The sequence below is a fragment of the Cytophagaceae bacterium ABcell3 genome (genome assembly GCA_030913385.1).
Taxonomy (GTDB): domain Bacteria; phylum Bacteroidota; class Bacteroidia; order Cytophagales; family Cytophagaceae; genus ABcell3.
Genome location: CP133159.1, coordinates 1211010 through 1225070, shown reverse-complemented (window position 1 = coordinate 1225070; position 14061 = coordinate 1211010). Strand labels below are relative to the sequence as shown.

The window sequence follows — 14061 nt, the reverse complement described above, 5'->3', positions numbered from 1 at the left end:
ATTATTGATTAGTCCTAACTTCACTTACTTCATAACTTTCAACTCCACCTACAGGTATATCTGAATCATCACGCATAGCTCCTGTTGTAGTATTTAATTGAAGTTGATTATCTAAGCTTTTACCTGTTGCCGGAGAGGCATTATCATAATATCTGAAAGTGATATTGCCATTAGCATCAACGCTCATACCAGATATAACTATAAAATGGCCTGTTAAAGCATTAATATTATACACATCAATGTAAGTTGATGTACTAGTTGATTCTTTTACTCCTACCATTACCGGATTACCTGATTTTAATTGAGTCATTACATAAATTGCCCCTCCAGCTTTATTTTCCGACAGTTGAGGTCTGTTAACAGTTACACCTGCTGAATTTTGATAGGATGTCTGTGCAGTATTATTTACATCTGTTTGAATCACATTACTTGATCCATATGTCGTTACACCAGCATCAGTCATTTGTGCCCTGGCAGCAGTATTACAATTTTGACCATTATTTGCCCATGTTTGTAATGGAGCATCATTTAATACATCAGTCACATCTTCTGCATATCCGCTTAAGGAAACACTTAATGCACCTGATAAGAAATAAGTTAAAGTACCTTCAGTATAATTTTGCGGATTTCTTAACATATCAGATGCTGCTTCTACATAATCTTGCTTAACCACTCTAATTTCCGTTGAAGTACCATATGTGCCTAAATGATCGCCATTTGGAGCATAATACCTTTCCAATCCTTCCAAATCTATAAAAGCAATTGGACTGCTTTCTGCAAATGAATATGGAGAATTCCATGGATAAGTCGACGATAATGGATCCACAGATAAAAACCTTCCTAATCGTGCATCATGGACTCTGAAGGTAAATACACAACTGTTCCCAGAGCCTGATATCTCGTCGTCCTTTTCCTGTCCGTTAAACCCATACCTATAGCTCGAACTGCTGTACGACCTGGTGGACATCATCATACCGAATGGATAATACTCATTCGATGACACTATGGCCACTCTGTCTTCCCATACGGCATTGCCCGAAGCTGTCTGCACCTCCACCATCATCCGCATGTCATTGATCACTACCTGGACATTGCCCAAATGATCTGCAAGTTCATATACTTTCCTGCCCACTTCCCTGGTAAACACTTCGCGCCCTGCAGGCCTGATCCGGTAGCCTTGTACCGGCAAATAACCCGAAAGACCAAAACCGTCTCCGTCTGGCAGTGTAATGCCTCCCGCAAGTACGTCTTTCAACTGTGTTTCGTTGCGTGAACCAATGTACACTTCGCCTTGTCGCCGCACATCACCATACGCACCGCCTTCAAGTGCCGACTGTGTACTGCTGCCCCAAGCCCAAATATTGGACTGGCTGCCGGTAAGGTTGTGGATGTACAGACCATGTTGGTTATAGTACAACATGTTGCCATCGCCACTAAAGTCGACGCTACCTTTGTCGTCAGTTCCTGCCAGTGTACCGCTAATAGGGCTAAGTACGGTGGCGGTCCGGTGATCGGCTTCCAGCTCTAAGCGTTCTATGCTTATGGACTGGTACCCAAAGCCTGCAATATGCTGTTTTCTATTGAAATAAGCAAGAATGCGACCGTCTTCAGAAAGGGTAAGTTCGCCAGCCCCTTCTGCATCGTAACTTTCAAAGCCAGTCAAGAGTACTGGTGCTGACATTTCGCCTTGCCTCAGCTCAAAGTATACCAGCTGTGCCAGTCCCGGCTCGTCTGCCGTTTCTGGTGCACGGTAGCGTACGGCGTAAACAATACCTTCGTTACTGATCCTGTCCTCAATGAACGTAAAATGTCTGCCATAGGTATATTGGCCACTAGCATCCAGCACATTATTTTTGCTGATGACCCTTCCTGCCGCACCGAGGGTGGTTCCATAGCCTTGGGCAGACATATCCACGATATGGTAGTACGGAACACCTTGCTCACTGGTTGTAAAGATATAATACCACTGGCTCCTTTCCGGAGACTGCATGACAATAGACTTGCCTTTGGCCGAAGAGATCATGCCATAGCTGTTCTCCATCAGTTTGCCGTCCCTGTCAAAAACCAGCATTACCGGGTTTTCGCTACCCATGTAACTTTCGGTGGTAGCAGTATAGAACTGCAAGTGGCCGTCATAGTCTTCCGCTACGGCTATATTATTGGTGTTGTAACCCATAAAGCTGCCCTTCGGTTCAACATCGCCTCCACCAAAGTCTATCCGGTCTATACGGCAGGCGCAAGACTGCTGTCCATCTATTTCGCTGATGCGGTTAGAGGCGGTCAACCAGTTTTGGAGCGTAGCCCTTGCCGCCCTTGGCATGGCGTTCAGGCTAAGGCCATTAAACTCACCGGCAGTAAATGCCACCTCGCCCATGTCTTTGTTAGGGGTATGTTGCCCAATCCTACTGCTGCCATAAATAGGCTGCTCTTCCAGGGAAAACCTTGCCAGATAGGTATCAGGCACCTCTCCGGCCTCTATGCGCCGTTTGTACACGCTCATCACATTGCCAGAAGCATCCCGCACATAGTACGTGGTTTTCACCTCTTCCAAGGGGCTGTGTTCTCCACGGGCAGCCGCAATAAGCTCATAATAGTTTTCAAGGTGCGGCCCATCGCCGGCAATAACCGGTGCAGCCCCCTCATAATTTTCTTGTTTGATCTCTTGCTTGGAAATCCGGTTGCCTGTGGCATCATAGGTAAAGTAGTGGACATACCTAATCCTGCTGTTATCCTGCACATTTTCCAGGTAATCATACACAGCCGAAATCTTTCCATAGGTATCCCATTCCATTAATTTGGTGGACACAAATTCTTCATGGCTTTCCAGCTCACCATCGCCGTTAAGGTCAATAAAACGGTGCTCTCCTGTCTCTGCCACCAAGTTGCCCTTCCGGTCATATTTATAGGTAATGGTGCCTTTCAGGTCGTTTTCCATGCCGTTTCCGGCCACATCGTGCTCGTCGGTCACCCGTTTCAGCATGTTTTTGGCATCCGCTGTACCTTCGCCATAGTATTCGTACCGTAGGTTGTCTATCAGGTTGTCCCTGCCATGGCGCCCCAGGTGGTAAAGGTTTCCATTCCCATCGTAAGAATAGGTGGTGCTGAACCGGTTGGCCTGAAGCTCCCAATTGACCTGCCCTGTGCTTGCCTCAGGGGTATAGAATTTACTGGATTTGATCCTGTTCAACTGGTCGTAGGAGAATTCCCTTGCCGTAAGTCCATCTTTAAATTGTTCGGAACCTCCGTTTTGCGGAAGATCAAGGGCTTTAAAGCTCGTCCAACTGCTGATATTACCGTTAAAGAGTTCTTTTTCAAAGCTGCCATGGAGCTGGTTCAAGCTGTTGTTACCGCTTTTAAAGTCGCCACGGTAATAGCCAAGGCTAAAGGCAAAAACATCTTTTACATAACCGTTTTGGGCTACCTCCCCTTCGTGAGGGTTGTTCACAGCTTTAAGCCATCCATGTATGGTATAGGTATAGTTCAGCTCCTGTAATTTATCGTGTCCAATACCTGCTGTTTTAAGCGGGCCATGGTCATAATATTCATAGTTTCCATCCTGCTCCCACACAGTACCGTCGGCAGAAGTGTGTACGGCCAAAATACGGTTGTCCGCATCGTACTCATAACGGTGGTAGAATGCGTCCTCGCCGCGTTCATTGTAGCGGACTTCCGTCACATTGCCGCTCACAAGTTCATATTCATATTTCAGGTATTGCCTACCAAGCCCGGGCACTTCTTGTACCAGCCATTCCACGTTGCCGTGTGGGTCGTAACTATAGTGGGTGCGGCTTTGGTCCTCTTTGGTATCAAAGTCCCCGTCCTTGTCCCTGATCACATAAGAAACATTGTTTTTGAGGAACCGTGGCCTTTGTCCGTAATAACTGATGTTTTCAGAAGGGAAGGTATAATAGGTACGGGTAATTTCATGGTTACCCTCGGCCGGGAAGCTCATAAAAGCGTCTTCTTCATTGTATTCATGCGCCAATTCCCTAAGATCTTCAAAAGAAGTGCTGCCACTGTGTTCACCCACTTCTATCACCCTACCCAACTTGTCATATTTGGTGTAGCTAAAACGTGTTTGGCCTTCTATCGGCAGCGCTTGCTCGTCGTTCTGTGAAAAACGCAACCTGCCTACATGGTCATAAATAAACCTAGTGATGCCACCATCGGGCGTTTCCTGCTCTACCAATTGGTCGAGACTGTTATACGTGTATTCCGTAGCCATGGCATGCTCCGGGTTTGCCAGCTCTGCCATACCACCATTCTTACGGTGGTCGATATGCGCCTGAACCTCTTCTTCATCCAGCGGTTTTACCCCCTGAGGCGGAACAGTCTTAGTAAGATTGCCCGCACGGTCATAATAATATAATGTATAATGGTAGTAATCTAGGCTGTAACTAATGGTCAACTGGTCTTTCACAGCGTCCTCGTGGTAGCAGAACTCGCCTAAGGTACCAGCAGCGGTTTCCTCTGCACTTGCCAGACACTGGTCTGTTTTCTCAAGAATGTCGCGCTGCATTTGGGCGGCAGCTTCGGCAATTTCTTCTTTATAATCTCCCACGTCTTCGGGTTCTATATCCATGTCCGGTTTTTTCCAGGCAAAGCTCACCGCAAAATACTTAGGAGATGGAGGATGCACCTCATATATTTCGCTGGTCCGTGCAAAACAACCGTTCTCATCTTGCACCGTTACCATATACTTGCCCGCCGGCAATTCATAAGCTTTCCATGGCTCGTGGTTTATGCCTTCTACATAGCGGGTTTCCTTTACCGTTAAGACATAGAACCAAGGCTTTAAGGTACCTTCTTCCGTAAGAGGCACATCTACATCCACTTCACCAGGGTCTATTTCATAATTGTTGTCTTTTCTAATTACTTGCCATTGGTAGCGATATTCTGAATTGTCGTTATACTGTACTACCCCGTCTTTTCGGAATACCACTTCTGCCTCGCATGGCAATCCACTCTGAGGCTGTTTCCACTCCACAGCATAGACAGGCAGCACACCCGTCGAGACCTCAGCGGTCCTGGTACATCCCCTTTTATCGGTAACCTCTACTTCATAAGTTTGATCAGCGACCGCCTCTTCGTAGCGGGCACTGACAGAAAGCACCTCTTCATTGCCCACCTCACGCCAACTGTATTGGAGAGGAGTAACACCACCACTGGCAAGCGCAATGATTGAAGCCCGTCCTGTGCGGCATTGCGGCGCGGACACTTCTTCAGCCGTAAGTTCTATCTCATCGCCCCGGTCAATGGTAAACTCCTGTTGGTTACTACAACCAGAGGAGGTTACTTCCAAGCGGTAGTCACCAGGTCCCAAATATATTTCTGCTCCCCCGGTGCTCTCCACGGGTACATAGTCAGGCCCTTCCCTACGTTGCCAATTCCAGGCAAAAAGCGAAGGGTCTGTATTGTTTTCCGCACCACCATAAAGCACAGCCTCTGCTGTAACTTTCACTTCACTGTCCCCACAAGAAGGGCTGGTTTTAACACGCAAGTCGGTACTCATACGCCCTAAATGTCCAGAAGCATTAACCGTACAGTTATTGCCATCGGTAACCACTACCCGGTAGCGTCCAGGGGCACAATCGACCAACGAGCCATCGGTGTTTTCACTGATAGGTTCTGTACTATTTCCTGCAAACCATTGATAATTAAAAGAAGGTGCGCCACCTGTAACTTCGGCATGGGCCACGCCCGTATTGCCTTCACAAGAAGAGGCTTCTGTACGGACAGACACCGCAGGTGATGCATCTTCAATAGTAAGCGTATGCACCGAAACGCAGCCATTCCTATCGGTAACTTTTATATAATGGTTTCCAGCACCGAGGTTTTCACGTACACTCTGGTTGATCCCTGCATCAGCATCGAGCGAGGACCAACGTATTTCAAACTGAGACCCTTCACTGCCAGAGAGGTCTACACTAACCTTGGCACTACCGTCTTGCGCCCCTTTACATGTTTCTGGAGAAAGCTGTTCCACTGCTGCCACCGGCGGCATTTTTTCATCCACTTGCACGCTCAAAGGCTCACTAAGCCCACAAGCATTTTCCACCCTCACGTAATAGGTACCTGCATGGCTCACAACCTGGTCTCTCTGCCCTCCGACAAACTTTTCCTCACCAGACAAAGGGTCCAGCCTTGACCAACGGATACGAAACTCCCCATTGGTTTGTCTCACCGTTACACGCGGAAGCGATACCGTGCCACCGCCAGCGCATAGGAAAATGTCCTCATGTGGCGCCAAAGACAAGTCAGGGCGCGGTGCTACCCGAACATACCCTTCGGCAGTAGATTGACAGCCACCGTTACTCACGGTCAGGGTAACTTTATGGTTGCCAGCCTCGGTAAAACGGTGCCTGGCCTCACGACGACTGCTGAAAGTTTCGGTCAGTCCAGAAGGTCCAGTTGAAGTCCAGCTATAATGGGCATCACGCACACGTACTGCAGTAAAAAGGGCCTCTGCATCAATACACGCATTTTGTGTAAAATAATCAATTCTAGCCTGTACACCGTCATTGACCTCAAGCGTACGCTCTTCAGTGGCCCGGCAAGTTTCCCCACCATTGTTGACCACAACCTCCAATACAATACGGAATTGCCCTTTTTCAGAAAAGAGAAATTGCGGTCTATCGTTTTCTTGGTGGTCAACAACCTCACCATCCATATCATACACTGTCCAATTGTAGCTGCTATAGCCTTCATGCACATTTACAGGAATAGCCGGTTGGCCGAGACATGCATCGGAGATATCAAAATCAGCCCTTGGTGCGCCTACAAGCACTTCACGCGCCTCACTGTGGCTGTGTTCCCCAACACGCACCGTAAGGGTAACATTATATTTTTCTTCTTCCTCATACGTATGAGAAGCAATCCTTCCCCTAAAAGTATGTCCGTCACCAAAATCCCAGTGATAACTTGCGCCACTTTGGTCATAAAGCGGTTCAAAGTTGACAGTTTTGTTTTCGCAACTGGATACATAGGTGAAAAAAGCCCTAATTTCAGGCACAAAAACAGGTACAGAATAAGGTTTGCTCAGTTCTGAGGTACTCCCAGGGGAGCTGTATGCACCTGTACTGGTAGCCGTGGCCACCACATATCCTCGTGGTGAATTAAAGTCAAAAATGCTAATTTCCCATTCGCCGGTATTATTGTCGGCGCTTACCCTGCCCAGGTATTCATAAGCATGCAATCCCGAAGCGTCACTGGTAAACAGTTCCACAATATCCCCATTGCCGGCTGTACCACTCACGGTCAAGAGCCGGTCACTGCTTACGTCTGCAAATTCAATGTCAGGGGCTTCCTTATTGTCATTCCCATTATTAACAAGGCTGATTGCTTTACCCGACTCATAGATACTATTTCCACTAATGGTGGTTTGATTGTTTCCAGCAACAACTATCCCGTTGTATCTATTTCCGGCTACTGTATTACCAGCTCCCACCAAGCCAACTTTATTTTGGTTTACGCCATCAAAATAGATACCATTTTCATTAGGCAAAATGCTTCCTTCAGCAGTAATTCCTATATGGTTACCTATAATTTCATTATTCCTGGAGCCCCAAGTCACATAAATACCATTATGGTTTCCGGCAATAATGTTTCCTGCTTCCGATGTACCACCTATTGTATTGTTTTCGGAGGTTGCTGAAATATTTATACCATCATAATTACCGATGGCCACAGTTCCGCTGATATCCGTTCCTATACGGTTGGCACGTATTTTGGTGTTACTTGAGTTTTTAAGTAAAATACCATACCCGTTCTGATTGCGAAAATCTTCGCCCGGTTGGTGTCCTGAAATTGTATTGCCCGCTCCAGGCGCACCAATTTCAATATCCCCTGAACAATAGTCTACAAGGATACCGCAATTTTCGTTGGCTAAAGCAGTATTGCCGTCTGCCGTAAGCCCGATAATATTATTCCTGACCTTTACACTACCGCTTTCATTAATCATCCAGATACCATTGGAAGTGTTTCCAGACAATAGGTTGCCTTCTATGACTATGTTTGTATTATTACTGCTTCCCCCAGATGTGTGGAAAGCGATGCCGTCTTTATTGGGGAGTGGTTTTGTACCAGTAATGTCTGTACCTATTTTGTTTCCACGAATGTAAAGGTTCGTGTTTCCAGAAGCTATAAAGATACCCTTGGCCCTATGGTCAGAAATAAGGTTCCCTTCATTTTCTCCAGTACCGCCAATAGTAATATCAGTACAAGCAGACAAGTATATAGCTTCTACTGAATTAAAACCATCTGTACCAGCAGCATTAGTTCCAATCTTATTACCCAAAACAGAAACATCCGTACACGATTGCAGAACCAAATCACGGAAACTGCCACCTCCAATCACATTGCTAGCGCCAGGGACACTGCCTCCAATCATAACATTATTGCAGTCCTCAAGCCTAATAGGGCCTCCAGCTGATTCTATACGAGACGTACCATCATTCCCAATAAAATTACCCTGAAAAACAAAGCCTCCGGAATGCTTCGACTCTATAGAACCTATTATATTACCACCACCAATAGAACCAACAGTCACTTGCTGACAATTTTCTAATTCTATATGAGTAATGTTTGATTCATATATTTCAATTCCAGAAGCATATTTAGCATCAAAGAGAGCAAGCTTCGTATTATATATCTGAATACCAGAAGTATTATCGAAATAAAGTTCAAAGAAGTTACAATCCTTAACAATACTTCCATCGGAACCTTCTGTTAATTTTATAATACTATTAGGTCTTGCCATACCAGGCAAACCATGCAAGTAAACTTTCCGCTCGATTGCTGGGAGAGAAGTTATCGATTCAAATTCAGCAACTTCAATCTTAATATAGGTTCCACCTGTAAGGGTATTTGCTTTTAAAATAGCCCAGCGGAGCGTGCCGTCACAGGGTTCATCTGCGCTTTCCAAATCAGGGTTATCACCACCATTGGTAACCACAAGGCAGTGAGAAAACCCTGTTACGCCAGCAGGTATATTGCACGGCGTGTTGCAGTCCCCAAGAGTAGCGGGTGAAAGGGCTAGGCCTGCGAGCGAATTGAACGCTAACATGAAAAACAGGCACAAAAATCTGGTGTTCATCGAAAAAAGAGTAAAATTAATTCAATAAGCTAAAATCAATCATTAAAGGGATACTAATCTTCAGGAACTATTTGCGTACCAATGCTAACACTTTGCCCCTTAGAAACCTGTATCATATCCCTGTCATTCACTTCCAGGCAATCCATAATATCTCCCACCCATTCATTCTGAGGCCTGTCGGGACAATTAGAAGGGATAAAAGAAGCATCGTCTAAGTTTACGACCGGCTCCCAATACACCACTTGATCTACGACCTGCCAGGTGCAAGAAGGCATAAGTTCTACCTGTGGAGCATCAACATACAGTTCAAAATCCACATTTTGCTGTCCGGCAGGGCTATAAGAAAGGTCAATATTATAGCAACTTAACTCATCGCAATGAGGGTAGCCGCCACTAATGGCTAAGTCAAAAGCATCATTGCACTCCCGGCTACACTCGTTAAGGATTTCCTGCACGAGCAAATCGATTTCCTCCAAGGTAACTACCCCAGGATCTCCCATACAACCTCCTATTTCATAGCAATTTTCCCTAAACATTTCCTCAATGAGCATTCGGAACTCACTCCTTTTTTCTTCACAGGCACTAAGACAGCGGGTTCTATAGCTGAGCATCTCATTCTTAAGGCCATCATTTTCTATGAGTTCCTCACAGGTAAGTGCGGTCATATTGAATTCGGGATCATCAGGTACCTCATTTAAGGCTTTGAAGCTTTGGACGTCTTGAAGAAAAAGGGCTTTTTTGCTTACTTCCCAGTCCTTTACAGGCGTTACATTTTCACATGGATTAGAGCAAAGCACACCGTCTGGGTCAATACTGCTCAATCTAAGCTGAAAGTCCACAAAACAATTTTCGAGTTCCACAGGAGCTTTGGCAGGAGCAAAAACACTGTGTGCCAAACCTTCATCGTTCCCCTCCTGTACCATGTTTGTAGACCTATACTCAAAATATTTATAAGCAAAAACAGGAGACATTACATATACATCCTCTTTGAGCATATTCTCATCGTCTGCATACATTAGGTTATGGTCTTCCAGCTTTTGGATAAATACTTCCCTGTCCAGCATATATGCTTCTTTGTCCCGGTCAAAAGTATTGTACTTGTTACCAGGAATATTTTCCAGTTCTTCAAGGATATCAGTAAACTTATAGCCGATGCTTTGCATAAAATTATCAACAAAATTAGCTTCATAGAAGACGCCTTCTGTACCAGAAGACTCATCTGCCTCATCTTTTGCATAGCCGCCAAGATCCCTGATTTTCTTGAATCGCATAATAAATCTGATAAAAGATCTTAAAGGCGACTTTTCCATACCGTCGTTGATGGCATCTGCAAAATTGATATTGTCTTCATCATCCTCATTCATATCTTCCCTGTTCTGATCAAGCGCAGAGTTTACATCAATATTAGCAGGGCTTTCGTTAAGGCTCTGCAGGATATCCTGGTATGTAACCAAAGCGCCCATCCAAGCATTCAGCACCTTTTGGTAATCATAAGGGAGAATTTGTTCAATAAAAGTGTGCGGATTTCCATCCAAGTCCGTAATGGTCCTTTCTACCTCATATTTGTCGGTAACCATACGTATCAGCATTTGCCTCATTATTTCTTTGGAATACCCAAAACTGATCACTTCATGGTAAAACTCATCAAGGCTTCCGTTATACGCTTCAATAGGGTCTGCGAGGTAAGCTTCCAGCAAGTCAAGCATATCGCCTACAGGATCGGCACCAGCCAATGCTTCGGGGTCATCCACATCCCCACAAGGGTTCTCGATAGTTGGGTCTATACCTTCATTTCTGTAAATACACCTCAGTTGGTCCTTGGTATAAACAGACATAAACTGTTCATAAGGAATACGTACCTCAATCGGCCCGCAGCACCCACCTGCAATGACAAGTATGGTAGGTTTTTCATTGGATTGGGTCACATCAATGGAGTTGTCAAAATTATAGTTGCCATCTGGTGCTTTCACGTTGAAAAGCCCCACATCATGGACATCCAGCAGGTCGAAACAATCTTCACCGGCATGATCGCCCACACAGCGCTCTGGCAAATAGAAATCGAATTCATAATATTTATCAGCGAACTGATAGGTACCAGACTTTGAGGCTTCCAGGTCTGTACGGAGGTCCTTAACAGCCTTAAAAAAGTTCAAGAGTGTTTCTTCAGAATCAACATTACCCAACCAACCGACAAAAACGTTGGCAAAAGGCTCAATTCTTTTAGACTCTTCCTCAAAGCGGGCCATAACTTGGCTGTCTCTGTTATCGGTATTGGCCCTTAATATTTTTTTAATATAATAGGTACCGGCCTCTAATCTATCTGCAGGTTTCTGTGCCAGAAAAGAGCCACAAGAAAATGGTTGGGGGCCAATAACATACCGCTCCACCAAAGGGCTGCCTTGAATTTTTTCATAAATAATAATAGACAACTCATAGCCACAGTCAGGATTTACAGTGAAACAGTCTTCGGACTGAAAGTCCTTACATTCTTTATAATAAGAGATATCAGGGAAATCTATTTCAGCAGCTACTTCCAGTTTAGCAGAGCTTTCGAATATAATTTGATTTTCAAACTCCTTATAGTCATTTTCTTCCGTCATTACCCTCGCCCGAAAAGGGTCAGATCCACTGTTGTCAATACTGGACAGCAGCGGGTTGTCTTCAAATTTCAGGCATGTAGCAATAACATGGCCCTCGTTACTTGTATAAGTAACAGAAGTAACATTGTTCTGGTCAGTAGTTTCTGTTTTAATAACCGCATCAGCAGAAAGCGCTTGATCGCCAAAAACCCGGACAAGTTCGTCATCTGAAGGTTTAGAATACGTAGTCTTTACCGTCTTGCCACCGATTTTATGTACGAGTCCGACACCAGACTGCTCTTCTGCCCGATCTGTTCCATCATTTTTCAAGATAGTTCTGGTATAAGGAAAGCCCTCGGCATCAGGGACGGAGTTGTCCGTATCTTCTGGCGTATTGTCGGAGTAGTATCCATTGCTAAAGAAAAGCTTGTCTGGATTAGCTACTTTATTATCATTCAGATCCGCAGCATCTTTGTCAAAGTTATCAGCAGTGTATAAGTTACCCTGTTCATCACGGACAAACTGTTGTTTATATGCATTAAGCCTTCCAGCATCCGGCACAGGCAATGTTTGAAGAGTAGGCCTTCCGCTATAGTCAAGTACAGACTGCATGACAATGGTCTTTCCTTGCTCATTTGAATAGGTTTGCGTTTGCTTTACCTGGTTCAAGCCATTCGCATAGGTAATACCTTCACTCAGCTTATTGTTTTCAGTAAACACCCTATTATATATGTAGTTAACCTGGTCGTCAGGGTCATTAAAGTAGAATATATATTCTTTAGATGTCTGAGAATTGTCTACCCCAAAATTAAGGGATTCTTCTTCAGTCTCATTCCAGGCACCATAGTTTCTATGGTCAGCAATACCACCATCATAATAAGTACCCAAAGGCCTAACACGCCAGGCATAATACCCACTACCGCCTGCCAAAGAAAGTAAAACATTCTTTTCGGGAGATGAAGTTTCAACATTTACCGCCTTAGACCAATCGAGTTCGGCAATGATATTTGAGGAAAAATTAGTTTGCGTCGGATCATTGTTATAAAGTCTTACAAGCTGCACCTGGTAATTTGGAAATTCGTACTCTGACTGCCATGACAATATCACATGGCGTTGGTTCTCTACAGAAACCAAATTATCAGGGAAGACATCAAGAGGCGTTCCATTCACTTCTGTACGTACATCTATACCATAATCCACTTTTTCTTCCACCCCAAACATCAGGTTGTCCATCAAGTACTGCTGGTATTGCTGCACGGTATTAAGCTCGCTTATGCTATGCACAATAATTTTATAACCATCTATATCTACCCAGTCATTGGACAAGTCCAGCACAAAAACATTTAGCGGTTTGTTCTGCTTGACCTGTAAGGTTCTTGGGCCAATAAACATATTGTTTACTTCCACCGAAAAAGAAATTTCAGGCTCTCCAAATTCAGCATCGGCCAATCGAAATTCCGTTTGGATGCCCCATTTGAAATGCAGTTCAGCCTTTCTGACCTTATAATTAAGGTCAGGTTTATCAATAGAGATAACATACTCCCCGTTTTCCTGCAGAGCGGAATAAGCAAAATTGGTAACCTGCCCATGCAAACATAATGGGGAGGCTAAAAGCAACAGGGCAATTATGGATTTGTAAAACCGTGACATAATAAAAATTACTCCAAATTATCGATGAAAGAATATTCTTTATAAGCAGGAAGCAGTTGGCCGTTTTTCATAACATAGCTCTGCGCCTTTGTTGATTTAATTCTGTACTTAAAGTTTATATCATGAAAGCTGAGGATGGCACTTTTATATTTATGTCCAGCGACATAATTCGCTTCAGTTTTCAGCAGTTTGTCGTTGTTCATATCATACCAAAACACAAGCTTGGAAACCCCAGTAACCGTCATGAAATTTTCGTCTACAGCAAGCACCAGTCTATATATGTTTGCATCACTATTTTCCTTTTTCAAGGAAACAATACTAGATGTCTTCAGCATTTTAAGAGGTATTTGACCAAATTCATTAAGTAGGTCTTTTTCCATCGTTCCAGTAGGTGTCGCAGCCCTAATGACCATCATTTCCCTAGGAACCACCATAAAAGTCTCAATGGTATCTTGGTAAACCTGCACGTCGTCATGCAACACCATTTTGAATCCATTGCCAAAAATTAGTTTAGACGAGATCGGCACATTATAGCCAAGTTCAGGCTTTGCGGTGTTGATCTGCATAACCATGTCAAATAAAAAGCCTTTAGAACCTGACGGTTGTATATTTTCAAGCTTTTCATAAAAAACCTGGACCCTACCCAATACATCCTGAGGTTTTACATCCACCGATTGCTCCGTAAAAGCGGACAACAAAATGGCGCAAGGCAAAATGAGGTATATACAAAACTTCATA

Annotated in this window: 3 protein-coding genes; all 3 read right to left on the bottom strand. The window is 44.4% G+C overall.

The window, feature by feature from the left end; translation table 11 throughout:
* Position 1: 1 nt before the first annotated feature.
* Entirely contained in the window at positions 2 to 9064 is a 9063-nt protein-coding gene (locus RCC89_05045) for a PKD domain-containing protein (protein WMJ72528.1), read from the bottom strand.
* A gap of 83 nt (positions 9065 to 9147) precedes the next feature.
* Complete coding sequence (locus tag RCC89_05040) at positions 9148 to 13323, bottom strand: hypothetical protein (protein WMJ72527.1); 4176 nt, start codon at positions 13321 to 13323, stop codon at positions 9148 to 9150.
* A gap of 8 nt (positions 13324 to 13331) precedes the next feature.
* Positions 13332 to 14060, bottom strand: coding sequence for a hypothetical protein (locus RCC89_05035; GenBank protein ID WMJ72526.1), 729 nt, complete (start codon positions 14058 to 14060; stop codon positions 13332 to 13334).
* Position 14061: the final 1 nt, after the last annotated feature.

What these genes read in the sequence shown, in the direction of transcription:
- RCC89_05045 (WMJ72528.1), bottom strand. Translation starts at nt 9,064, where the DNA reads ATGTTAGCGTTCAATTCGCTCGCAGGCCTAGCCCTTTCACCCGCTACT.
- RCC89_05040 (WMJ72527.1), bottom strand. Translation starts at nt 13,323, where the DNA reads ATGTCACGGTTTTACAAATCCATAATTGCCCTGTTGCTTTTAGCCTCC.
- RCC89_05035 (WMJ72526.1), bottom strand. Translation starts at nt 14,060, where the DNA reads ATGAAGTTTTGTATATACCTCATTTTGCCTTGCGCCATTTTGTTGTCC.